Annotated in this window: 22 protein-coding genes; 1 reads left to right on the top strand and 21 read right to left on the bottom strand. The window is 50.7% G+C overall.

Translation table 11 applies throughout. The features are described 5' to 3' along the window. Positions 1-12: 12 nt before the first annotated feature. From VXK30_RS03595 to VXK30_RS03495, 21 genes are all read right to left on the bottom strand, one after another. Positions 13-1,110, bottom strand: coding sequence for a M24 family metallopeptidase (locus VXK30_RS03595; RefSeq protein WP_275716311.1), 1,098 nt, complete (start codon positions 1,108-1,110; stop codon positions 13-15). Next, positions 1,085-2,065 (bottom strand): transketolase family protein, encoded by a 981-nt coding sequence (locus tag VXK30_RS03590; protein ID WP_275716309.1) that lies wholly within the window; start codon positions 2,063-2,065, stop codon positions 1,085-1,087. The genes VXK30_RS03595 and VXK30_RS03590 overlap by 26 nt, the downstream gene beginning before the upstream one ends. 1 nt (position 2,066) lies before the next feature. Further along, positions 2,067-2,894 carry a transketolase gene (locus VXK30_RS03585; protein ID WP_275716307.1) on the bottom strand — a complete coding sequence of 276 codons (828 nt, stop codon included), beginning with the start codon at positions 2,892-2,894 and terminating at the stop codon, positions 2,067-2,069. 33 nt (positions 2,895-2,927) lie between these two features. Beyond that, positions 2,928-4,049, bottom strand: a complete 1,122-nt coding sequence (locus VXK30_RS03580; RefSeq protein WP_275716305.1) for an iron-containing alcohol dehydrogenase family protein — start codon at positions 4,047-4,049, stop codon at positions 2,928-2,930. After that, positions 4,046-4,984 (bottom strand): DMT family transporter, encoded by a 939-nt coding sequence (locus VXK30_RS03575; protein WP_275716303.1) that lies wholly within the window; start codon positions 4,982-4,984, stop codon positions 4,046-4,048. The genes VXK30_RS03580 and VXK30_RS03575 overlap by 4 nt, the downstream gene beginning before the upstream one ends. A gap of 70 nt (positions 4,985-5,054) precedes the next feature. Next, positions 5,055-6,272, bottom strand: a complete 1,218-nt coding sequence (locus VXK30_RS03570; RefSeq protein WP_275716301.1) for an ROK family protein — start codon at positions 6,270-6,272, stop codon at positions 5,055-5,057. Positions 6,273-6,398: 126 nt separating this feature from the next. Next, positions 6,399-7,145, bottom strand: a complete 747-nt coding sequence (locus VXK30_RS03565) for an ABC transporter ATP-binding protein (RefSeq protein WP_275716299.1) — start codon at positions 7,143-7,145, stop codon at positions 6,399-6,401. An 18-nt stretch (positions 7,146-7,163) separates the two neighbouring features. Beyond that, positions 7,164-7,946, bottom strand: a complete 783-nt coding sequence (locus VXK30_RS03560) for an ABC transporter ATP-binding protein (protein ID WP_442868007.1) — start codon at positions 7,944-7,946, stop codon at positions 7,164-7,166. Continuing rightward, entirely contained in the window at positions 7,919-8,707 is a 789-nt protein-coding gene (locus VXK30_RS03555) for an ABC transporter permease (RefSeq protein WP_275716297.1), read from the bottom strand. The genes VXK30_RS03560 and VXK30_RS03555 overlap by 28 nt, the downstream gene beginning before the upstream one ends. Then, entirely contained in the window at positions 8,707-9,333 is a 627-nt protein-coding gene (locus VXK30_RS03550; protein ID WP_329494111.1) for an ABC transporter permease, read from the bottom strand. The genes VXK30_RS03555 and VXK30_RS03550 overlap by 1 nt, the downstream gene beginning before the upstream one ends. Positions 9,334-9,526: 193 nt before the next feature. Beyond that, entirely contained in the window at positions 9,527-10,621 is a 1,095-nt protein-coding gene (locus VXK30_RS03545) for an ABC transporter substrate-binding protein (RefSeq protein ID WP_275716294.1), read from the bottom strand. Positions 10,622-11,227: 606 nt separating this feature from the next. After that, a complete protein-coding gene (locus VXK30_RS03540; RefSeq protein WP_275716292.1) occupies positions 11,228-13,969 on the bottom strand; it encodes a cation-translocating P-type ATPase in 2,742 nt (913 codons plus the stop codon). 181 nt (positions 13,970-14,150) lie between these two features. Beyond that, entirely contained in the window at positions 14,151-15,206 is a 1,056-nt protein-coding gene (locus VXK30_RS03535; protein ID WP_275716290.1) for a tripartite tricarboxylate transporter substrate binding protein, read from the bottom strand. Between the two features lie 99 nt (positions 15,207-15,305). After that, positions 15,306-16,811, bottom strand: a complete 1,506-nt coding sequence (locus VXK30_RS03530) for a tripartite tricarboxylate transporter permease (RefSeq protein WP_275716288.1) — start codon at positions 16,809-16,811, stop codon at positions 15,306-15,308. Positions 16,812-16,850: 39 nt separating this feature from the next. Further along, positions 16,851-17,312 carry a tripartite tricarboxylate transporter TctB family protein gene (locus VXK30_RS03525; RefSeq protein ID WP_275716286.1) on the bottom strand — a complete coding sequence of 154 codons (462 nt, stop codon included), beginning with the start codon at positions 17,310-17,312 and terminating at the stop codon, positions 16,851-16,853. A 36-nt stretch (positions 17,313-17,348) separates the two neighbouring features. Further along, positions 17,349-18,326, bottom strand: a complete 978-nt coding sequence (locus VXK30_RS03520) for a hydroxyacid dehydrogenase (RefSeq protein WP_275716285.1) — start codon at positions 18,324-18,326, stop codon at positions 17,349-17,351. Between the two features lie 25 nt (positions 18,327-18,351). Further along, positions 18,352-19,269: a dihydrodipicolinate synthase family protein gene (locus tag VXK30_RS03515; RefSeq protein WP_275716283.1), complete on the bottom strand. Its 918-nt coding sequence runs from the start codon at positions 19,267-19,269 to the stop codon at positions 18,352-18,354. 46 nt (positions 19,270-19,315) lie between these two features. Next, positions 19,316-20,356, bottom strand: a complete 1,041-nt coding sequence (gene pdxA, locus VXK30_RS03510) for a 4-hydroxythreonine-4-phosphate dehydrogenase PdxA (RefSeq protein WP_275716281.1) — start codon at positions 20,354-20,356, stop codon at positions 19,316-19,318. 19 nt (positions 20,357-20,375) lie between these two features. Next, positions 20,376-21,527, bottom strand: a complete 1,152-nt coding sequence (locus VXK30_RS03505; RefSeq protein ID WP_329494107.1) for an iron-containing alcohol dehydrogenase — start codon at positions 21,525-21,527, stop codon at positions 20,376-20,378. Then, entirely contained in the window at positions 21,520-22,794 is a 1,275-nt protein-coding gene (locus tag VXK30_RS03500) for a four-carbon acid sugar kinase family protein (protein WP_275716279.1), read from the bottom strand. Before VXK30_RS03500 ends, VXK30_RS03505 begins: the two co-directional genes overlap by 8 nt. Before the next feature lie 272 nt (positions 22,795-23,066). After that, on the bottom strand, positions 23,067-24,851 hold the full coding sequence (locus tag VXK30_RS03495) for a sigma-54-dependent transcriptional regulator (RefSeq protein WP_275716277.1): 1,785 nt from the start codon (positions 24,849-24,851) through the stop codon (positions 23,067-23,069). A gap of 382 nt (positions 24,852-25,233) precedes the next feature. On the opposite strand from VXK30_RS03495, the gene spoIIID reads away from it, so the two are divergent. Further along, positions 25,234-25,482 carry a sporulation transcriptional regulator SpoIIID gene (spoIIID, locus tag VXK30_RS03490; protein WP_038322728.1) on the top strand — a complete coding sequence of 83 codons (249 nt, stop codon included), beginning with the start codon at positions 25,234-25,236 and terminating at the stop codon, positions 25,480-25,482.

Genomic DNA, 25,482 nt, shown 5'->3' with positions numbered 1-25,482 from the left:
GTCTTTTCCTCCTTAGCCTAAAATGAGGATGTCTTCCGTCATGACTGTTTTCCCGTTTATTTCAAAAGTAAGGTAAGGATAATCGCCTGTATGGGTCAGGCTTTCAAATCCGTCTTTCGTAATAAAAATGGTATTTTCCGACTTGGTGCCCTGCACGGAAGGATTCCACGCATATACTTCATTTTCCCGGATGATGTGGGTACTGCCGCTTACGGCTTTCAGCTCCCTGGCGGCATAACCGGTCAGTCCCCCCTGATGATGGAACTTCCATTCATCCGCATACCCTTTTTCCGCATACGCTGCAAGCGCCGAACCAAACACGCTGCCCACTGTTCGCCCCGGCAGCGTATTTGCCGCAAAAACCGCATTCACATACGCGGAAACCTTCTGCCGCTCTCTCATTTCGCTTCCGGGGTCTTTCAGAGCTGCGAGCCTTGTCGCGGAAGCGATCAGCCCGCCCCTGCGGGCACAGACGGCGATGAGCGCATAATTTTTCAGGACCGCCCCCGCTGGCACGGGATGCCTGTACCGAAGCGCTCTTTCGTCAAAACCGATCAGCAAAGTGATCGGTTCCAGATTGTCCGCCCAGAATTTCCGGGCAAGCTGTCCGGCCAGTTCATACTCGGTAATGCCGGACCTGAGCGTACGGCAGACCTCTTCCAGGTCCTTCGCCGCAGTCTGGCAAATATCGCGGTAACGTTCAATATCATAGGCGCTCATCCGCGTGCGCGCATCGAACAGTTTCTTTTCAACCTCACCGGCATCCAATCTTTTTCCGGAGCCGCAGATTTTGTCAAGAATTTTACTTCTCTCTCCCGGCTCCTGCCAGGGATACTCTTTTACGGCCACAAGAGGATTTCCCCCAAGCTGCTCATTATAAAGGCGGGCTGCCTCAATATTTTCCGCCACCAGATAAGTCCTGTCCTTTGTGACCACAACAGTACCGCAGGCCGCGGTGGAAGCGGTGCCAATAAAGCCGCGGCCCCCTGTCAACCAGCTGAAATCCTTCTGATTGCTCAGCAAAAGCGCTTCAGCGCCCTTGTCCCGGAGAATTTCCCGCAGGACCTGCTCCTTTTCTTGAAAATCAGCAATCTGATTTTTGTCCAGCATTCAATTTCCTCCTGTCCTTCATGGCTATTGCTTTTTCGGCGGCTTCCACGATGTTTCGGGCCTTGAGTCCATATTTTTCTTTCAGGAATTCGGTCAGTCCGACTTCGCCGAAATGATCTTTTACGCCGACCTTTTGAAGCGGTACGGGAAAATGCTCACTCAGGCAGTCCGCAACTGCGCTGCCGAGCCCGTTGATTACGGTATGATTTTCCGCCGTGACCACCGCACCGGTTTTACGGGCGCTTTCCAGCAGCAGCCCGGTGTCCAGGGGTTTTACCGTATGGATATTGATGATTTCCGCATCGATTCCTTTTTCGCCAAGCAGCCTGCCGGCTTCCATTGTCTCCGCGACCATAATGCCGGAGGCAACGAGGGTCACGTCCCGGCCGGTTTTCAGGACAATGCCTTTACCCAGCTGGAATTCGCAGTCGTCCTCGAAAATTCTGACCGCGTTTCTCCGGAGCAGGCGGATATACACCGGACCGTCATGGTACATAATCTGCGGAAACGCTTTTTTCAACTGGGCGCTGTCCGTGGGCTCAAACACCGTCATTCCGGGGATATTGCGCATAATGGCAACGTCCTCCATGCTCATATGAGTTCCGCCGTTCAGTTCCGCGGTCACGCCCGGATCGCTTCCCATCATCTTCACATTCAGCTTCGCGTATGCAACCGATAACGTGACCTGATCGCAGACGCGGCGGGTCGAGAACGGTGTAAAGGTATGCGTAAAAGGGATTTTGCCCATAGCCGCCATTCCCGCAGCTACTCCGATCATATTCGCCTCCGCAATACCGACGTCAAAGGTCCTTTCCGGATACTTTTCGGCAAAACGTTTTGTACCGGCCGCAAGCATCAGGTCCGCCTCAACAAGAACCAGCCTCTCATCCTTTTGCGCATATTCCATCAGCAGATCCACATAGGTTTCACGCAGCCATCTGTTTTCCAGTTCCATGTTATGCTTCCTCCCGATCCAGTAAATCTACCGCTTCTCTCCACATCTCCGGCGTAATCTGCATATTGTGGGACTTTACCATGTTCTCGCAGAAATATGCGCCCTTGCCCTTAATGGTGTTGAGCAGAATCATAGAGGGCCTGCCCGGTATTTTCTTCGCGTTGTCGACGGCATTCAGAATTTCCTGAATATTGTGCCCGTCCACCGATTGGACGTGCCAGCCAAAAGCCTCCCATTTTTTATCCAGGGGATACAGCCCGTTGACGCTTTCAATCATCCCGTCAATCTGCATTTTATTGTAGTCGGTAAACGCAATCAGATGGTCCAGCTGCCTGCTGGCGGCAAACATGGCGGCCTCCCAGATCTGGCCTTCCTGGCTTTCGCCGTCACCGATAATCGTATAGACAAACAGGTCTTTATGTTCCATGTTTGCCGCCGCGGCCATACCGACCGCCGCCGAGAATCCCTGTCCCAGCGAACCGGTGGTCATATCGATCCCGTTCGTCAGGTTCCGGTCGCAGTGGCTGGGCAGATGGGTATTCGGTCTGTTCAGCGTAGCCAGCTCGCTTTTTTTCAGAAAGCCCTTCAGAGCCAAAGCGGCATAGACTGCCGGTCCGCCATGCCCTTTGGACAGTACGAAACGGTCGCGATCCTCCATTTTCGGGTTTTCCGCGTCGATCCGCATAATGTCGAAGTAAAGGGCGGAAAGTACCTCGCAGATGGAAAGGCAGCCTCCGATATGCCCTACCCCGAGCTCTCCGATTTCCTGTATCGTCAGCTTCCGGATTTCATCCGCTTTCTCCTGAAGCATTTGTACCTTATTACTCATGATTGTGGCTCCTTTAATTGATCTGTGCGAACCTTACAGCATGGATGTCAGAAGTCCGCACACGGTTTCCTCATTCATTTCGGCAGGCGTCAGCTGGATAATTGCCGCATTTAAACCCACTTTTGCAATATGCGGTATATCGGATTCCCTGACCCCGAGCTGATGAAGACGCACGGGCATTTTCATGCTTTCCATCAAATGCTCAACCGCATCTGCAAATTCATTGATCTCCGAATAGCCGAGGTAACGCATGAGCTTCTCCATTTTTTCCTTTGCCTGTTTGTAGCAGAGACGTATAAACGCGGGTAGCGTTATGGAGCAGGCGGTCCCGTGGTTGGCCCCGAATTCCGTCGTGAGCGGGAAGCTCAGCGCATGAATGCCGGTGGTCCTTGTCTGGCTGAACGCGACCCCCGCTGTCAGGCTCGCCAAAATCATCGACGCGCGCGCTTCCTTGTCGGACGGCGTGTCATAAGCTTTTTTGATGTTTTTCAGAACCAGTTCCAGCGCGCCCAGCGAGAGCATATCGCATAAAGGCTGCGACTCTTTGTTCCAGTAGGCTTCTATTGCATGGCAGAACGCGTCCATTCCGGTAGAGGCGGTGACGGCGGGCGGAAGGGTATAAGTGAGCTCGGGATCGATCATTGCGCAGTCCGCCCAGAAGCAGTCGTTTACCATCGGCATTTTGATCCCGGCCCTCTGATTGGTAAACACGCCGACGTTTGTAACTTCACTTCCGGTACCTGCCGTTGTAGGTATCAGAATCAGCTGTGCTTTCCTTGATTCAAGCACACGGTTTCCGCCGGCGTAGTAATCGTAGATACTTCCCGGATTGGTCACAAGGCAGGAAACAATTTTGGAAACATCCATTGCACTTCCGCCGCCCAGCCCGATCACGCAGTCCGCCTGAATTTCCCGGGCGGCCCGCGCCGCTTTATCCACACTTTCACAGGATGGGTTTGGCTCGATTTCACTGAAATACACAGTGTTCTTTTCAGTCATAGCATCGCCCAGCGTTTTTGCCACGCCGGACTTATAAAGGAAGGGATCACAAATCAGGAGGACGCTGTTCCCTTTCACATATTGGCTCAATTCTTTTGTTATGCCGTTTCCAAACCGGATATTAACCGGCATATAAAAACTGAATTGTTCTTTCATTTTTCTTTTACTCCTTCCGTCACGGTATTTTGCTGAAATTGGCTTTTTTTCTTTTGCTCCAGAAGAATTCCCAGAGCTCCGAGAAGGACTACCGCCATACCACCATATTGCATCGGTACCAGCCTTTCACCGAAAGCCATGTAGGAGACCAGCGCCGCCACAACCGGCATCAGCAGCAGAAAGACCTTTACGATCCATACGGGAAAACGTCTGAGGTTATCATAGTAAACGATATAAATCAGGGATTGGCCAACAGAGCATATCAGCAGTATCACAATAATAAATGCGTTGCCGCCGATTTTTGCAAGCTGCCGGAAATCCCCGGTAAACAGCGCAGACAGCGCGAAGAGCGCCATGGTGATAAAATTGTTATAGAACGCAACCACATGATCGCTTACCGCGCTTACTTTGCTGGTCTGTACGCTTTTGATCAGGAAAGCGTTGATAGATACGAACAGGGCGCTGAGGATGAAAAAAATATTGCCCGCATCGCCCAAATGGAAGCTGGAAAAATTGATCCCCATCACCAGAAAGACCCCGAAAAGCATTATCATGGAACAGGCCCAGTCCGCGCGGGTAAACCTGTATTTATAAATCAGCACCGAAATGATATTTACAAACAGAACATCACATTTCAAAAGCGCGGTACCGCTGCCCGCCGGAGAAACCGAGAGGCCGATAAAAGCGGTCAGGTCCAAAAGATAGCCGAACCCTCCTATCAGAAACAGCCTTTTGGTTACCCCTTTTGTGTGGAACAGATCCGTAAACTTTCCCTCGGCCAGCATGATAGCCGCCAGAATCATCATGGTGATAAAGCGAACTACAATTCCTACTGAAAAAACCGACAAAACTCTGACAGCTCTTTGGGTGGCGACATAGTAAACGCCCCAGATTACTGAAAGCAAAAGCAACGATGTTACAGATTTTAGTTTCATGATTTTTCTCCTCAAAATTTTATCGATTTCGATACAATTCAGCAGACATGAGGAAAATTTTGCACTTCCCTCAAACTTCTTCCTGTGCCACCTGATATTCGTTCTCCATGATCATCATAGCGGCTCCGACCGCACCGATATTATCCTGCGCCTTGATGCATTTGACGCTGAAATTTTCAATGAGCGCGGAGGGCACACTGTCCTGAATCACACCATAGACCATATTGGAGAAGACCTCTCCGCCCATCCCGCTTTTGCTCGCAATAATCACCTGCTTGGGATTAATGGCTGCCAGCGCCATCGCAAGGCTTTCGCCTAAATAAGCAGCCGTTTCTTTCATCAGGTCCACGGAATCGGGATTTCCCTGCAAAGCGGACTCCACAAACATGCTCATAGAAAAGCGGTCCATATCGCCCTGAACCATCTCTTTGATATCGGCAAAATATCCGCATTCCATCCGTTCTATGATTTTGGTCTTAATCGCTTTGAAGGAAGCCTCCGTATCCAAACATCCTCTTTTGCCGCAGGAGCAGTAACGGTAACCGTTTACCAGCCGGACATGGCCAATTTCACCCGCTGTCCCATTATTGCCGGAATACAGCTTATTGCCAATGATCATACCCATCCTGAGACCGTATTTCATGGAGAGCAGGACAAAATCGTCCGCTCTTTCCCCATACTCCATCCAACGGTAGGCTATCGTCATGGTGTTGATGTTGTTTTCAATAATGACCTTATAGCCGAATTTTTCTTCGATCATCCGTTGAATGGGGATGTTCCTCCATCCGTTGATATATGCGTATTCCACCCCGAGTCCTTTTTCCTTGTTCACATAGCCCGGCAAACCGAGGCCGATTCCCAAAACCTTGGACTTATCTTCCCCCACGAAGTCCAGCGCACGTCGAATGGCGGCTTCAATCTTTTCAAGGATGCTCTCAGGCGTATCTGTTGAATACAGCCTATCATTTACAGAAAAAATGACCTGAAAGGCAAAGTCCACCACCACACAGTTCAGGCTGTCCGCGTTGAACTCCACGCCAATGAAATATTGCCCATCCGGACAGATATGCAGCCATGTGGGCCTGCGGCCCACCCGGACAGAATCGCAGTCTTCCTCAACGAGCAGTCTTTTTTCAATTAAGTCATTGATTGTATTCAGCACAGTTGTCATACTGTAGCCGGTCCTCTTTTTGACTTCATGCCTTGAGATCATTTCGTTGTACCGGACTGTACTGATTATTTTATTTCTTTTCAGGTCTTTTCTGCTCTCTACGATTCCCTGTTCCATGGTACTGCCTCTCTTTGCTTTTTTCATAATTATAAATTAATTATGATGAATTTTGAATAGTCCACAAAGAATTTCTTTCATTGGGCATTATTCTGACGCTCAACCCAAACCTTTTCAATCGTCTTCTTACCACCACTTGATCTGATCGGTAATATACTGCCGCTTTGCGATAAAATCAGGACTGGCGACATTTCTCGGCCTGGGAAGATCAATCACGGTTTCTTCTTTAATGTGTGTGGGCTTATTGGAGAGGATCAGACAGCGTTCCGCCATATAGACCGCTTCTTCAATATTGTGCGTAATAAAAATAATGGTTGTTTTTTCTTTCTGCCAAAGCTTGATCAGTTCATCCTCCAGCTTAAAGCGAAGCTCGATGTCGAGCTGGCCGTAGGGTTCATCCATCAGCAGCAGCTCCGGATGCACTGCAAAAGCTCTTGCGATAACCACTCTTTGCAGCATACTGGCGGAAAGCTGTTTTGGATAGTAATCGCGGAATTTAGTCAGGCCGACGATTTCCATCACTTCTTCCGCCCGCTTTTTTTGATCCGCTTCAGGTACCTTTTTAATATTCAGGCCAAACCGGACGTTTTGTTCCACGGTCAACCACGGCATTGTGGAATATTCCTGGAAAATGTAAGCGATGTTGTGCTTTTTCAGATTCACCGGTTCGCCGTCAATATAAATTTCGCCCGCGGTAAGCTCGTTAAGTTTGGTCAGGCTGTTGAGAAAGGTCGTTTTGCCGCAGCCAGTCGGTCCGACAATACATAAAAACTCTCCTTTTTTCACTTCAAAGGATATATCGTCCAAAACAAGCAAATCACCGAATTTTTTTGTAATGTGGTCTGCCTTTACTTTGATTCTGTCTTCAGCCACTTGAACTCCCCCTTCCATTTAAAGTGTCTTGTCCACTATATTGGTGATTTCTTCCCTAAGACGTAAAAATTCAGGGTCCACATAGTCTCTCGGACGTTTCATGGTGATATTGTATTCACACTTTACACTCGCGGGGCAGTTTGTGAGTACGACGATCCGATCAGCCAGATACAGCGCCTCCTCAATATTGTTTGTAACAAAGATCGCGGTCCTTTTTTCGGATTCCCAGATACGGACAAGCTCTTCCTGCATCAGGTACCTTGTCTGAGCATCCAGGTGGCCGAACGGCTCGTCCATCAGCATCACGACCGGTTCGTTGCAGTACGCCCGGGCAATGCCGACGCGCTGCTGCATCCCTCCGGAAAGTTTGACCGGATAGGAGTTCTCAAATCCTTCCAGACCGACTAATTTAATATAATGGGCCGTCCTTCTTTCTCTCTCCGCTTTTGATATTCCTCTTACCTTCGGCCCGAACTCCACATTTCCCTTGACGGTGAGCCAGGGAAACAGCGCCGTCGTCTGGTAAACCACTCCGCGTTCGGGATCCGGTTTGTTCACTTCCTTATTATTAACGGTTATTTTTCCGGAGGTAACGGGCTCAAGTCCCGCAATCAGGTTCAGCAGAGTGGTTTTACCGCACTGACCGGGGCCAAACAGAACGAGAAATTCATTTTCCTTCACCTTCAGTGAAAAGTTATCGGCAACCTTAAGGGTTCCCCGTTCCGTTGTAAACTCCTTCGTGACGTTTTCACAGTCGATAATAAAATTATCCTTTATACTCCCCTGTTGTTCCATGCGCATAGCCTGGCCTCCGCTTCTCTCATAATAATGGCAAGGATAAACCCTACAATACCGATCGCAAGGATTCCCACCAGAATCTGTGTTGTGTCGTTCGTCTGCATTCCGCCGAAAATCAGCCATCCGACTCCTTCGGAGGAACGAACCATTTCAGCCGCCACAACCGTTGCCCAGCTACTGGAAAGCGCAATCTGCAGGCCGGCGAAAATGTACGGAACGGAAAAAGGGATTACAATCTTGGTAAAGAGCTGGCGGTTGTTGGCCCCCAACATTTTAGCGGCCCCGACCAGGACCGGATCAACCGCTTTCGCACCCGCATATGCGTTTTGGGTGACATTTGTGAACGCTGCTAAAAAGATCAGGAAGAATTTCGTCATCTCACCGATTCCGAACCACAGGATGGAAAGCGGAATCCACGCGATCGGAGGAATCGGGCGGATGACCTCAAAAATCGGACGGAAAATCGCCTCGATCGTCCGGTTCCAGCCCATTCCCATTCCTAAGGCGACTCCCGCAACACAGGCCACTACATAAGCAAGCATTACACGTTCCAGGCTCCAGAAAATATGCCCGATCAGCGTATACTGGCCAATATTGGAGTAGCAATCCTTAACAAAATCCTGAAACACCACGACCGGTGTCGGAAGAAGCTTTCCAACTGCCGTACAGGCCGCGCCGTATTGCCAAAGCAGGATAAACAGCAGGATAGAGACAGCCCCGGCGATGACTTTTGTCATATTTTTCGACTTAAGCCTTTTTCCCATTACTGTTCTCCTCCTTTCAGCACGATCTTTTCAATCACGGAAAGCAGCTGCCCAAGCAGGGCACCGATCGCGCCGATGGAGATCATACCGACGATAATAACGTCCGGGCGGGATAACCCTCTGCACTGCTGAATCATAAATCCGAGCCCTTTTGTAGACGCAAGCAGTTCTGCGGCGACCAGCGCGGTCCATGCGGAACCAAGCGCAACTCTGCACGCCGTCATGACCATGGGCATCGCCGTAGGGACCGCGATCTTAAAAAGCAGCTGCATGTTGGAGGCGCCGAACGTCTGCCCGACCCACAGATGAACTGCTCTTGTCCGTTTGATTCCCGAATAAGCGTTCACAATACACGGAACCAAAGCGGAAAGGAAAATGACCGCGGCCTTGGAGGCAATCCCGATCCCGAGAAAGATGATCATGAGAGGGATCCAGGCGATACCGGGAACAGGTCTCAGCAGGTCGAACAGGGGACGGAAAAACATGTCGATCTTTTCGCTCCATCCCATCAGTATGCCTAACGGAATGCCGATCAAAAGCCCGAGAAAGTAGCCCAGCAGGGCAACCTGAAGACTTGCTCCGATATGCTGCGGCAGTGTGGCGCCGTCAGGGTTAACATCATACATTTTAATAAAGAAGGTTCTGACAACCTTAAGCGGACTTGGAAAAATAGAAGAGGGAAACATTTTTAATATATCTGTGACAAGATACCACACGAATATAACGATAACTACGGATAACACAGATAGCAGCAGGTATTTGGCTCCGTTCTTCTTGTTTTTCATTTTGCACCTCGTTTCTTTATCCGTTAGAATACGCTTATTGCGCAGTGCTGATCTTTACGCCAAACGCTTCCTCAATAACCGACGCATCAAAGTTTTTGGGAACATTGGGAAGAAGGTCTTTTTCAATTTTTCCTGCTTCGGCAAAGAAGTTTGCCAGCAGCATGTAGCTGTCGCCCAAGGTGTAGCCGGACTGCTCGTAATCTTCCTTTGTGATATAGTCGCGTACGGAGATTTCATCATCCATCATTTCGTCCGTATATACCAGGCCGTTATCTTTGAAGAACTTCATGGAGAAGGTATGTCTTTCGTCTTTGTCCTTCGCAAGTGCTTCGCAGGCTTTTTCGTAAACCTGAATAAATTTCACAACATCCGCTTTTCTGTCTTTGAGAACGCTTTTCCGTACGAGAATGCCGTCCTTCATTTTCATACCGGAGGCTTGTTCAAACGAAATGGCCCTCACTGCTCCGGCGGCTTCCGCCTGGAAGGAAAACGGAGGAGGAACGGAGATCGCGTCGCCCTCGCCGGTCTTGAAGGCCTGAAGGGCCTGCGCAAATTCCATGGAAACCTGCTGGATATCCGTCTCTTTAAGGCCGAATTTCTGCGCGTAATTTATCGTAACATACTGAGATACGGTTCCCAGAGACCCGAGCACTTTGATTCCCTTAATCGTATCCTTGGAACCTAAAACGTCCGGATTACCCTGCAGCTGTCCTTTTATCTTCGCGATCGGGCTGTCCTTTCTTACATAAAGTCCCATGCCACCTGCCGTATTCGACTCATAAACCAGCGTACTGATGTCGTTCGCCATGGAAAACACCGCCGCGGTCCCCGCAACGCCGATATCAAGCTGCCCTGCAGAGAGAGACTCGTTCATCGGTGTGCCATTCTGGAACATAACAAATTTTACATTCAGCCCCGCATCCTTGAACCAGCCTTTTTCGTAAGCATACTGCGCCGGTACGTTTACGGTAAACGGCATCATTCCAACATTCAGCACCGCTCCGTCTGTTGCCGTTCCACTTGCGTTTGCAGCGGTGCCTGCGTCTGAAGCGGGGGTATTCGCCTGACATCCTGCAAAAACGCTGATTAACAATGCAGTTGATAAAATCGCCGAAACAATCCTTTTCATTAACAATTCCTCCTTGATTTTTAGTTGAGAAACTTAAAACGCCCCGATGTTCCAAACAAAATCCCGATAACCCGATTCACACTTCCTTCCCGATTTTATTATGTTTCAACAGGCTCCGGTCAAACAACAGAATTCCCCAAATTATCTGCCATTCTATTGAAATCCAGTGCTTGTTGTCACATTAATTTATCGTTTTCGATTATATTATATCGTAATTATATGTAATGTCAATATATTATTTCAATATATTTTAATTTATTGTCGAATATTATAAATTATTTGATATTTTTTTAATTTAATATTATTTTTTCGATATTTTATGGAATTTCTAATATTTTGAACAGTGGATCAGTCAACATGATCATCAGACTCTTGTAAAGGACTTGGAAACAAACGGGAGCAGGATAAAGGATCGGCAGGGAGGATTTCTCTCCCTGCCGATCCTTTATCAGTTAGTCTGTTCCCTGACGATGCAAGAACCCTTTGCTTTCCGTTCTCCCTGACAGTTTCGCAGGCGCATGCCGAGATTACCATAGCAAACGCAGAGCCGGCCTGTACCCAATATGTTCAATCGTCTAAATTCAAATTTCTTCTTATGGATCTGATTTAGCGCTGGCAAGAGGATAAGCTTTCCACTGCGGTTTTTTTGCCCCTGCTCTTTACTGCTTTCGTAAGTTCTCCAAACACTACGGGAAGAAACGCCACCAGGATGACAAAATCCCAATCCTGCCAGTTAAAAGGAACCACATTGAACACCGTACGCAGACCGGGCAGCAAGATTACAACCGCCATCAGTACAAATGAAACGATAGTGGCCAGATTCATGTAGCGGTTGCTGAAAATCCCGATTTTGAGCAGGGTGAATTTTTCCGAACGGCAGGTATAGGCACGCAGCAGCTCGCAGGTGGTAATAGTGACAAACGCATAGGTCCGCCCGGTTTCCAGATTGTAGAAATGCCATCCGAAATAAAAGGAGCCGAGAACCGCGGCAGTCATAACCAGACTTTGCACCACAATATTGATAATCATATTCCGGTTGATAATCGGCTCCTCCGGATTCCGGGGCGGGTCCTGCATGATTCCCGGTTCTTTCTTTTCCGTTCCGAGCGCCAGCGCGGGAAAAGCGTCCGTTACAAGGTTGACCCATAAAAGATGAATCGGAAGAAGAGGAATCGGCCACTGGAACAGCATCGAAAGGAACACGATCAGGATTTCACCGATATTACAGGACATCAGGAAAAACACGAATTTACGGATGTTGCTGTAAATGACACGCCCCTCTTCCACGGCGCTGACGATGCTGGCGAAGTTGTCGTCCGTCAGGATCATATCCGCGGTCTCCTTGGCGACGTCCGTTCCGGTGATTCCCATCGCGATGCCGATATCGGCGCGCTTGAGTGCCGGCGCATCGTTCACGCCGTCCCCGGTCATCGCTGCGATTCCGCCATTGTCCCGTACCGCCTGTACAATACGGACCTTATGCTCCGGGGAAACGCGGGCAAATACTCCGACCGTCTTCACCGCTTCCTTTAACTCGATGTCGTCCATCCCGCTCAGCTCCGCCCCGGTGAGAACCTGGTCGTCGGATGCAACGATCCCCAGCTTTTTCGCCACCGCCGCGGCCGTGTCCCGGTAGTCCCCGGTAATCATCACAGCGCGGATGCCGGCCGACTTGCAGACCTTGATCGCCTGAATCGCTTCCACCCTCGGCGGATCGATCATACCGACCAGCCCGGTAAAGACCATGTCCCTTTCATCTGCCTGAGGCGTTGGATGATCAGGGATTTTCTCCATCGGCTTAAAGGACATGCCCAACACCCGCAGCGCACTCCGCGCCAGCCTGCGGTTCTCGTCCAAGATCGCCTTCCGGTCCCCCCCGGTCATCTCTTCGATCCGGCCATCACGGCGCATGATACGGCTGCAAAGGCCGACCAGAATATCCGGCGCGCCCTTCGTATACGCGACAACGCGCCCTTCCCCGTCCCGGTGAAATGTCGTCATCAGCTTTCGACCGGAGTCAAACGGGATTTCCTGCAGGCGCGGGTGCGCGGTGTTCATAGACCCGCGATTTTTCCCGGCCTTCGCGGCCGCTACGACCAACGCTCCCTCCGTCGGATCTCCGAGAATCTTCCACTGGTCCTTCTCCTCCGGGCAGCATTCTTTTTCCAGCGAGGCGTCGTTGCACAGCACCCCGATCTCCAGTAAGCGTGAGACCGCCGGCTCCGTGGACAGCTCCATCTCCTGCTCTCCGATCAGGAATCCGCCCTGGGGCGTATAACCCTCGCCGGTAACGTCAATCTCCGCGCCCGGGACGAACATCTTGACGATGGTCATCTGATTCTGCGTCAGCGTACCCGTCTTGTCCGAACAGATCACCGTCGTGCTGCCCAGCGTCTCCACCGCGTGAAGCTTTTTCATGATCGCGTGATGCTTCACCATCCGCTGCATCCCCAGCGCCAGCACGATTGTCACCACCGCCGGCAGCCCCTCCGGGATCGCCGCGACCGCAAGGCTCACCGCTGTCATGAACATGCTCAGAAGCTGTTCTCCGCGCAGCAATCCCATTACAAAAACCAGCGCACAGATAGCCAGGCATCCCGTTCCGAGAAACTTTCCCATCTGCGCAAGCTTTTTCTGCAGCGGAGTGGCTTCCTCCTCCGCGTCCTGGATCATTCCGGCGATCCCGCCGATCACGGTGTTCATGCCCGTGGCCGTCACAACGCCCTTCCCGCGGCCGTATGTCACGATAGTGCTCATAAACCCGCAGTTCACCTGGTCTCCCAGAGCGACCTCTCCCTCCAGAAGAGCTGAAGCGTCCTTATCCACCGGTACGGATTCCCCCGTGAGCGCGGACTCGTCCGCCTTCAGGTTCACGGATTCCGTGATCCTCACGTCCGCCGGTATGTAATCGCCCGTCTCCAGGACGACCAGATCGCCCGGAACCAGTTCCTGTGCGGGGACCGTTTTCAAGCATCCTCCCCGGATCACCTTTGCGTTTGGTGCCGACATTTTCTTGAGTGCCTCCAGCGCCTTTCCTGCCCTGTACTCCTGAAATACGCCGAGACACGCGTTTACAATCACGATCCCGATGATTACAATCGAATCCGTGGTCTCCCCGACCGCGATCGAAACGATGCTCGCGATGATCAGGATGATCACAAGGTAATCCTTGAACTGTTCCAGAAGCATTTCAAAGATTGTCGTTCCCGATTTCTGAGCCAGCTCATTGGGACCGTATTTTTCCCGCAGCGACCCGACCTGTTCGGTACGGAGCCCATTCTCCTTGTCCGTATGAAGTACCTTGCAGGTTTCCTGGATACTTTCGCTGTACCACAATTTTTCTGCCATAACCGTTTTGCTCCTCCCCGTTCGCAGGCGTAAATTTCTCCATCTGTTTTTACAAAGCAAAGCCCGCCCTCCGTTTCCTCCTCCGCTGCTGCAGCTGAGTGGAAGTCTGCCGATCTTCCGGCGGCAGATCCAAGAGGACAGGCCTTTCATAACATTTGTAACCGTGTGCAGTCAGTGCTGTTTATTTTTTCTTCTCCAGTCCGAGTTCCTTCAGCAGGGGAGAGAAATCATCGCGCATTTTGTCCAGATCAGTTTTCAGCTCATCGCCGGTTTCATACTTCAGATAATTGTAATCGCCCGTCTTCTGTACGATCTTAATAAATTCGGGGTCCTCCATGGTCTGTTTAAAAGCGTCGTGAATTTTCTGAACAACGTCGTCCGGCAGGCCGGCAGGTCCGCTGATTCCTTTGTTAACCTGTACAACCACTTCGTAGCCGCATTCCTTGGCAGTCGGAACATCCGGATAATCAACAAGCTTTTCATCGCTGAAAACCGCCAGCATGCGCAGTTTTCCGCCTTTGAGCTGCTCGCTGATTTCCGTGGGATGAAGCACGCTGACGTCGATGTGATTGCCAAGCAGTGAAGTCGTCGCTTCGGAGGTACCGCCGCCGAACGGGATTTCATTGGTTTTAATTCCCGCCGTTTTGGTAAATCTCTGCCATGCCATATGATTGGTTCCGCCGGGCACGCCTGCTCCGGCTTTCAGCTTTCCGGGATTTTCCTTGCAGTAATTCACCAGGTCCTCAAGGGTCTTCCACTGGGAATCCGCATTCACGACTATCGCCATAGGAAGAGATTCGATGCCGATAATATGTTTTACATCCTTGACCGGATCATAAGGGGCTCCCTGCACGATGGGAGTCGTGGTAAAGTTGCCGGAAGAGGTGATCAGCAGAGTATATCCGTCCGGCTTGGATTTCAGAACATAATCCGTCCCGATCGTGCCGCTTCCGCCCGGCCTGTTTTCCACCATTACGGTCGCTCCGATATACTTATTCACCACAGAGGCAAGCGCACGGCCGAGAACATCCGACGAGCCGCCCGCCGCGAACTGGTTGATAAGGGTAATCGTCTTTTTCGGGTAATCGCTGTTTGCTGTCGTTTTGGAATCCGCCGCGGTGCTGTTCGCCCCGCCGCCGGACTGGGATTTGGGCTGGCTCTGGCAGCCGCCTAAAAGCGGAGCCGTCATCAGAGCGACCGCAAGCAAGCCACAGACTGTCTTTTTAATAGATAACATTTTCAATTCCTCCCTAATCTTTTACTATGAAATCCGGCCGTAAGACGGCCTTTCCGCCTCATACGCCCGAATACATCGCCTTATGAACGACGGGCCGGATCAGTCCTCAGAAATAGAAACCTTATATTTCTTTTTCACCTGTCCGACAACGACCCAGATCAGCACAGCCAGGCAAACCAGATACATGGCGCCGGCGATCGGCCGCATAAAGAGAGAAGCAAAGTCGCCGCTCGCAACCAGCAGCGACTGGCGCAGGCCCTTTTCAAATACGTTGCCAAGAACAAACCCAACAATAATGGGAGCCGGTGAGATATTCACAATCTTCAGAATGTAGCCGATCACACCGAAAATCATCAGAATCAGGAGATCAAAGGTACTGTTGTTTACGCTGTATGTACCAATCATCATGACGGCGACAACAATCGGCATCAGAACCTCCGGTCTGACCTTGGTGAGAGACGCGAACACTCCGACCAGGGGGAGGTTCAGGATCAGGAGCATAACATTGCCGATATACATGCTGGCTACAATCAGCCAGAACAGGTCGGCGTGCCCGCTGATGAACGTGGGTCCGGGCGCCACACCCTGCAGCATAAAGCCGCTGAGCAGAACAGCCGTAGCGGGCGCGAACGGAATTCCGAGCGCCAGCAGGGGGATCATCGTGCCGGAAGCGGCAGCGTTGTTGGCGGATTCGGGACCTGCTACGCCTTCAATCGCTCCGTGTCCGAATTCCTCCTTATGCTTGGAGAAGTTTTTCTCCATCTTATAGGAAACCAGCGACGAAATAACCGCGGCGGGGCCGGGTATCAGACCGATCGGGAAACCGATCGCGGTGCCGCGCAGAATGGGAACGACCGACCGTTTCAGTTCTTTTTTCGTGGGGTACAGATCCCTGAATTTTACCTTGATGAGTTCCCCGACCTTGTAGGGTTCTACCGCGACAGAGAACACTTCCGCCATACCGAAAAGGCCCATAATGACCGGAAGCATCTCAATTCCTTTGGATAGATCCAGGATATCGAAGGACAGACGGTTGATTCCGGATATCGGGTCGATTCCGATCGTCGTGATTATCATGCCCAGAATAAACATTCCAAGGGAAACCAGAAACGACCCTCCGGTCAGATTGCTGAGCAGGAGCATTCCGAGTACGGAAATCGAGAGATATTCCTGAGGGCCGAAGGATAGGGCAAAATTTCCAAGCGGCGGCGCAAAGATCATCAGCAGGACAACCCCCACCGTGCCCGCAATGAACGAACCGATGGCAGAAACGGCAAGGGCGGCTCCCGCGCGTCCTTTCTTTGCCATTTCATGTCCGTCAATCGCCGTAACCATTGAGGCGGATTCCCCCGGTACGTTCAGCAGAATAGAAGTGGTGGAACCGCCGTACATAGAGCCGTAAAAGATTCCCGAAAGCAGGATCAGGCTCGTACTGGTATCCAGCCCGAAGCTAAACGGCAGCAGAAGCGCCGTCGCCCCGACAGGGCCGATTCCCGGCAATACCCCGACGACGGTTCCCACAAACACGCCGGCAAAACAGGCGATCAGGTTCTGAAGCGTAAGCGCCGACATAAATCCGGTACCTAATTGGTTCAATATATCCATATTTATCAACTCTTCTCCATAAAAGCTCTTGAGCCATATTTAAATGAAACTAATCAATCCCTGCGGCAGCGGTACCTGCAGCACCATTGCAAACAGACAGTAAAAGAAAACGGATGTGATCAGGCCCAAAACAGTGGATTTCCACCACTGTTTAAGTCCTGATATTTTGGACAACAGCAGGACCAAAACAAAAACGGAAATCAGTGAACCGAGAAAATCGAACATGGGCAGGAACGCAAAGCAGACAAGCACATAAAGTCCCAGCCGGATCAGGCTGGTCTTATCCTCGCCGTTCCCTTCCTTCTTTTCCAGCTTCTGCCGGAAAGCCTGTACGGTCAGACAGGACGACAGAACCGTACCGACCACCCCCAGAAAAACGGGGACGAAGCCCGGGCCCGGAGTGGAAAAATCGCCCACCTCAAGCTGCATGCACAGGATCGTATAAACAATGCAGAAAACATTAAAGGCAACGAAGAATATGCGTTTTGACAGGGTCATCATATTCACCTCTTTTACAGAAGACTTCGGGTTTCTTTCTCAGGCATTTTGCCATTTCGGGTGCCGGTAGACTTCAGGGTTGCATACGTTTGGCCACTTTTCCCCTCTCAGAACAGCCAGCGTCCCTTCCACAGCCATCAAAACTGTTTTTTCCGTCGTTTCCTGCGTCTGTGCCGCCATATGCGGTGTAAGAATCACGTTGGGCAGCTGCATGAGCGGGTGGTCAGGCTTCATTGGTTCGTCCGCCAACACATCCAGTCCGGCTCCGGCTATCTCATGATTCGTCAGAGCCTCGATCATATCCGGCTCGTTGACGATGTCTCCCCGCGCGCAGTTCAGGAAAAACGCGGTCTTTTTCATCGCCGCAAACTGTTTCCGGGCGAACATTCCGCGTGTGGCGGGCAGGGACGGCATATGGATGGATACGAAATCACCCTGTCCGACCGCCTCAAGCATATCGTCAGAGTAAGAATAATTCAGCGCGGCCACATCTTCCTTTTTGATGTACGGGTCATAGACGCAGACCTTCATCCCGACCGCGCTGCACAGCCGGGCAGCTTCCCGGCCGATGTTTCCGAAGCCTAAAACCGTTATGGTCTTTCCGGCCAGCTCTACCGCGGCGTATTTACTGCGTATCGAGAAATTTCCTTTCCGTGTTTCTTCCACGCTTTCGAGCAGATTTTTGCTGAGGGCAAAAACGAGAGCCAGCGTATGCTCCGCCACCGCATGGGAATTCGCGGCCGGACAAATGACAACGGGAATCCCATGCTCGGTAGCCGCGGCAACATCCACGGAATCCACCCCCACTCCCGGGCGGGTAATCACCTTCAGCTTCGGGCAGGCCCCGATCGCTTTCCGGTCGATCTTCCCGATCCTTAAAATATAAGCGTCCGCCTGTTTCAGCTGTTCGATGATTTCGTCACTGTTTCCGTTATCGGGGATAATCAGGTTCGCTTTTCCGGCAAGGGCATCCATGCCGGGTTGATAAAGTGCGTGCGACAATACAATGGTATCCAAAGCCTTAACACTCCTTCCGGAACGGTTACAGATTCTTCTTGAATTCTTCGTATTTCCGATTGATTTCTTTTGTCTTTTCGATTATCTTCTGTTCCTCCTGCGGAAGGATGGAATCCTGCGGCCAGATCACCCGCTCATCGGTAAACCCAAGCTGCGACAGCGCAAATTTATTGGCAGAGGTGGCGTTCTTCGTCATGCCGAGAATTTCAGAGGTTTCGCGCAGCAATCCATCGTATTGCATCGCCAGACCGATATTTTTGGAGCGGCCCGCTTCGTACGCCTTCACAAACAGCTCGGTGAACAGCGGAGCGATGGAGGGGACGAATCCGTCCGCACCCAGCAGCATGCTCGGCATCGCGTAAGCGGTCGTGCCCTGAAGCACGGAAAAATCCTTATCCCTGAAATAATCCAGACACTTCATGAATTCCTTAAAATCACCCGAACTGTCCTTCAGCCCGACCACATGGTCGATCTGGGAGATACGGATGATGGTGTCTGCCGACAGCTTTAAGCCCGTAAACATCGGAATGTTATAAATCATCAGATCAATCGACGTTTCCTTCGCTATCTTCTCAAAATGGCGCACTGTTTCATCCTGAGAAGTATGGCGGGCATAAAAAATCGAAGTGACCACCGCGCATGTTCCGCCCATCTGCTCAAGGCTCTTGATATTATCGATCACGCGACGGGTACTGGTATCCATCACGCCCGCCATGACCGGGACTCTGCCGTTCGTCCGTTTCAGCACAACATCGATGGCATGGTCTCTTTCCTTCTGTGTAAGGGCCATCGTCTCCCCGTTGCTTCCGGCCACAAACAGCCCGTGCAGGCCGCCGTCAATACAGTGGTCAATCAGTCTGCCGAAGCCTTCCTCATCAACGTTTTCCTTTTCATCCACCGGCGTAATGATCGGCGGAATGACTCCGTAATACTTTTTATTCATCGATTTACTCCTCCATCGTTTTGAAACTCTATTTTATGAGAGCCGTTTACAGGGCCGGCCCTTTCCCGGTCAGCCGTACGGCGTATTCGATTGCGTTGATCAGGCTCAGTTCGCTCGCGGTCCCCTTGCCCGCCTGGTCGAAAGCCGTCCCGTGATCCACAGAGGTCCGGATAATCGGCAGGCCAAGGGTGATATTCACCCCGCTGACGGAGTTCCATTTCCCGGCGTCCCGGTCGTAAACAAACCCCAGGACCTTCAGCGGAATATGGCCCTGGTCGTGGTACATCACCACCACAATGTCGTACCATCCGCCCCGTGCCTTGGAAAACACCGTGTCCGGCGGGAGGGGCCCGTCGGCATTGATCCCTTCTGAAACGGCCTGACGGATCGCCGGAAGAATTTCTTCTGTTTCCTCGCTGCCAAACATCCCGTTTTCCCCGGCGTGGGGGTTCAGACCGGCTACGGCAATCCGCGGTTTTTCGATTCCGAATTTCCGGCAGGCGTTGTCCGCCAGCCTGATCACACGGTAGACCCGGTCCTTTTTCACCCGGTCGCAGGCGGTGCGCAGCGACACATGAGTGGACACGTGCGCGACGCGCAAATCGCCGTCCGCCAGCATCATGGCGTAGTCCCGGGTGCCCGTGAACTCCGCGTAGATTTCCGTATGCCCGGAATAGTGGAAGCCCGCAAGGTTCATGGCTTCCTTGTTCAGAGGGTTGGTAACGGTCGCGTCCACCTCATGGGACAGGGCGAGCTCAATGACCTTTTTGACGCACTCGAACGCCGCTTTGCCTGACATGGCGGAAACCTTGCCGTATTTTAGTTTTTCTGTTTGCACATTATTTAAATCGTAAACATCCATCGTACCGAACCGGAAACAGGAATCCTCCACCCTTGAAACGGGATGGACGGCGATTTGTCCGGCGCCGACAAGACCGGCCGCCTTTTTCATCACTTCGGCGTCCCCGATGATGACGGGGCGGCAGATGCTATACAGCTTTTCATGCATAAGGGCTTTTACCGTAATTTCCGGCCCGATTCCGGACGGGTCGCCCATGGTAATTCCCAAAATCGGAAGGCTGCTCATTTTTCTCCGTCCTTTCGTACTACAGCACCTGCCGATAGATGTTTCTGATATCGTCAAGGCTGAGTTTTTTCCGGTTATTGTTCAGTAATCGGGTGACCTGGCTGCCCGCGGCTACCAAAAACTCAAGGTCCTCTGCCGGAACCCCAAAGCTGCCGAGCGTTTTCGGAATTTCCGTAAACCTGCAGATCTCTTCGATCAGATCAATGAGATGCCTTGCCTTCCGGGTCGTTTCTCCCGAAAAGTCCGGCTCCACGGCCTCACAGATATCCGCAAGCCGGTCTGCACAGTCCAGAAGGTTGCAGTTCATGACCGGGGCAAGCAGGATGGCGTTGGATACGCCGTGTGCGATATGATACGTCCCCCCCAGCGGATAGGACAGCGCGTGAACCGCAGTCGTACCGGAAGAGGTAATCGCCACTCCCCCATAGAATGCCCCAACCAGCATATCGGCTTTCGCTTCGCTGTCGTCCGGGTCCGAACAGGCTCTGCGGATACTGCCGAAAATCAGCCTTGCTCCTTCCAGAGCAAACGCATCGCTGAAGCGGTTCGCCTTGTTGGAGGTGTAGCATTCCACACAATGTGACAGCGCATCGATGCCGCTGGACGCAATAATTTTGCGGGGCAGCTTCGCAATCAGGTCGGGGTCGAGTATTACATAGTCGGGAATCATCCCGTCGTTTACAATGCCGACCTTCAGCTTTTCCTCAGGAACCGCCACGATGGCATTGCAGGTCGCTTCCGAACCGGTCCCGCAGGTCGTCGGCACCATGACCGTCCGGATTTTTTTTACTGCGAGCGACGGGTCCTTTACCAGATCGCCGACCCGGTATTCAGAGCCTTTCAGCATGGACACCAGCTTTGCCGCGTCCATTGTGCTTCCGCCGCCCACCGCGATAATCAGGTCGCAGTGCATGTCCTGTGTCTCATCGATCACCTTCTGCACGTCATCCACGCTCGGTTCCGGAACCAGATCATCGATGACCCGGTATTTTACTCCGCACTGATCCAGAACCTTCAGGGCGAAATCCGTCACTCCGGAATCGCGGACTCCTTTGTCAGTAAAAACCAGAACCTCCTTCGCGTTCTCCGCAGCGATCATCTCCGAAAGCTTATGTACACTGCCCACCCCTCCATATATGCAGGACGGCATTTTGATTTTGTAATTAACCACCGTAAAGTCTCCTTTCATTTTCGTGCCGGTTATCGTCAAGGTAATTAACAACCTGAATCAGGGCATCTCCGTTGCCAAACCCGCCGGATTTCGTGATAATCATCATTCCGTCGGCTTCTCCTCCTGCCATCCGTCCAACCGGAATTCCCGCCGCAATCTCATCGCACAGCTCAATCCCTTTTGAACGAAACGCCTTGCATATCTGCAAGGAGGTATCTCCCCCGGTTGACACCACGGCGCGAAGTCGGATTTTTCGGTATATTTTTTCCACCGTTTCCCCCAGCGCCGCGGCGATATTCACCGCCTCAGGGTCTTTGTTCTCCGGTTTTGGCTTTTCCTGTGTCGCGGAAAACAAGCTGCTCACCGCCAGAAGAATCAGTCTATGCCCCTCTTCTGCCATCTGAAGAATTTTATCCGTGCATCTTGTAATTTCCTCGCTGTATGACCGGCCGCCGTTTTCGACCTTGGAGACATCAATTCTGACGATCGGTGCCAAAAAAGCTTCCGAAATCTGCTGAAGCTGAACGGCTGTTTCTTTCCTTCTGGAACCGGCGACTACAAGGACCGCGTCTTCGGATTTTTCACTTGTAACAAGTTCTTTCTGGAATCTTTTTTCGTTGCTGAGCTGTTTTGCAAAGCCGGCGCTTCCACAAAAAATCATTTTTCCGTCGATCGGTTTGGCAGCGTTTTTGATCGTTTCCAATTCCGCATCGGAAGTAGCGTCCGCAATGAAAATTTGAAAGCCTTCCTTCCGTTTCCGTTCCATCAGCTGTTTTAAGTTTTCCGGGCCTTTCCTGATTTCCTCCAAAGACAGCTTAAAAGTGGAGCGTTTCGAGCCTTCCCTGAAAATCTGTTCCACATTGATCCGATCATCCGGCGTTACCATAATTCCGTTGACAAGCTGCCTGCCGTTTTCAGGAAAGCTCGGCACAACGAGCGCCGTTCCGGCCCCCAGCGCGTCCATCACCGCGTCCAGTTCCACCGCGGGGTTTCCCCGAAGCAGGGAATCGATTTTTTTATAGACGTATTCCGTGGGGATACCGCTGATCTGTCTGGCAAGATTGTAAACACGGCTGTATGCTTCCTGTGGAGGCAGCTGCCGGCTGTTTACATTAATGGAAAGGGCATCATAGCGATTGCACCATTGCAGGGATTCGGCCTGCACATCGCTGTATTCCGTTTGAACCATTGTGGAAAATCCGTTTTTCTGAAACTGTACGCCGGTATCATTGGCGCCGGTTAAATCATCCGCAATAATGATAATCATATTTCATCAATCCTTTTTGCTTTCAGTACCCTATTGACTTTTAAATTTTGTAAAAAGTCGAATTTCTATTTGCTGCCCGTATATTCCTCCCACAATTAATTGATGCATTTTGAAACGAATCGTTCGATATCATTTATTTTCTGTTTCAAATTATAGTATAATATATTTTAAATTGCAATAGTTTTTCATAAATAATGATAAAAAATCCAGATACAAGTTTCAAATTGCATCTGGATTTTTTATAAGGACCGGAAAGCTAACTTAAATTCGTTTCATTTTTTACTATTCTCTTCGCTCCATTCATTTTTCATACGTCTCCAGATCGTAGTGCGGCTGACCCCAAGCCGGTTGGATACACGTGTTAGATTTCCGTTTTCTTCATTCAACACATTTCGGATGATATCCTGTATCTGTTCATCTAAAGTTTTATCCGGTACCTTCTTGTGTCCTGGCTGCAGACCGTCTTCCGATTTCAACACTTTGGAGACGCTTTCCGCACTGATATAAGGCTCTTCGGCTTCCATAACCAGCTTGAAAACAATCCGCTGCAGCTGGTCAAGGTTGGTTACCCAATGGAAATCCGTCAGAAGCTTCAATCCCCCATCGTCAACGGCAACAATTTGTTTTCCGTACTGGGAATTGGCAAGATTAATATAATTGCCCGTCAGGTCCCTCATATCCCCGCTTCTTTCCCGCAGGCTGGGAAGATGGATCCGGTATTCGCCGACCCGCTTGCCAAGCTCTTCCAAAAGAGTACCGGCTACCATCATCGTCTCCGGGGATTCGCATACGGACGCTAAAAGCAAATGCGTACGGGTAAAATCCGGAGCAGCCAGCATTTCCAGTAAAAGCCGCTGGTCCTGAAGGCTCATCGCCTGAAGCTGTTTCAGATAGAGCGTGGAGAAAGGATCCGAATCAATCAGGGCGCGGCTGTTTTTCAGACTGTCGCTGTCCGCGATTTCGCCGTCGATGGCAATAAAGGGATGCTGACGGTTAACGCCCATGGAATGAATCATTTTTGCAAGAGCATCTTTCCCCGTTCCGATTTCTCCGGCAATGAGGATCGGAACGCAGAGCTTGCTGAATTTTTGTACCTCTTCATAGGTTTCCCTGAGATAGGTACTGTTTCTGCCAAATACCGTGATGGAAAAATCTGCGGTATTTTGAACGTTTTCGGCAGTGACCCCTTTCATCTCCGATTTCTGATTGATACATTTCGAGAGATAAAACACGGCATACGGATGATTCCCGCCGGCGTAAATCCTCGTCCCGGTTTCATTCCAGTAATGGCCGCCCAAATCCAACAGCGCATGCTGTTCTCCGGAGCTCAGCACGATTTTTGAGTATTCGGCTAATTCAGCCGCCATTTTTCCGGCAGCTTCTTCCGGCAACTTCTGAAACACGATATTGCCCGTACAATCGAAGACGGCGCAGTACTGGGGAATCTGGCGGAGCGTTTCCGTAAGAAGCTCTGTTTTCAGGTTGTATTTCTGGATATACTCATAGATCTTTAAAGCATCGTTGAAAGCTTTTTTAACGCTTTCCTCACCTGATGTCAATAAGATTGCGTTAAAGCTCATTTCTTTGGCTTTTTCCGCCGTAATGGTGTCGCCCACAATAACAAGGTAATCTCTCCGCCGCAGTTCGGACAGCAATCCCGGCAGTTCCCTGGAATTGTCAATTGTAAAAATATCGATTCCGCTTCTCAGAAGGGTTTTGATCGCCTGAGCGCCTTCCGTAATGCTGTGGTATCCCACTATGGCCGCTTTGCCGGAAAAGTTATGTGTAAGCGCTATTACACGCATATAATCGTAACCTGAAATATCAATACTGATAACCGGAATGGAGACCGCTTCCTGTATCATTTCGGCCGTACCGCCTCTGGAGATAATCATTTGATATCCGTCCCGCTGCGCACGCACAGCAGCCTCTACGCCCTGATCAAGGTTGCCGACCTCCGTTCTGATATCAAACATCGGATATTGTTTGGCTATATTGAAAATCAATTCACTGAGCCCTTCATAAGGGACTACAATGAATACTTTTATTTTCGGCATTCGCCTTCATCCTTCCCTATTGCTATATTCCAATTGCGTAAGCCGTCGTTTTGTAGTTACATTATAACACAGGCTTATGCGTAATCAAGTAATATTGATTAAATTTGCAACAGTTCTTTAAGGCCCTTTCGATCTGAAAGCCGGGTGCTTTCTATATATGTACAGTTTTCGTGCTGTTGTCTACTTGATAATTCTAATAATCATAGATTTCTACAAAAATTCATACAGCTCTGTCGGTAAGTTAACAAGTTGATATCCCCCTTCCTGTTTCGGTTAAAACGCAACCTGACTGATTAGTTTTCAGGCAGCTCCTTTCTTTGTACTAATTCCCCTTTCCCCCGCATAATTATTTACCAATCGGAATCGTTTGGAGGGTGGAACAGTGAAAGGTATTGTTGAGGAGCGCGCCGTAGAGCTCGGCGAGTACATAATCAAGAACAGAACCACCGTGCGCGGCGCAGCAAAAAAATTTGGTGTCAGCAAAAGTACCGTACATAAGGATGTGGCGCAGCGTTTGAAATATGTCGATCCCCAGTTATACAGGCAGGTCAAGCAAATCCTTGAGATCAACAAAGCGCAGCGCCACATCCGCGGCGGAATGGCCACAAGGCTGAAATACAAGAAAACATAA

It is taken from the genome of Caproiciproducens sp. CPB-2 (assembly GCF_036287215.1).
Taxonomy (GTDB): domain Bacteria; phylum Bacillota; class Clostridia; order Oscillospirales; family Acutalibacteraceae; genus Caproiciproducens.
This window is presented reverse-complemented; position numbering and strand designations above follow the sequence as displayed.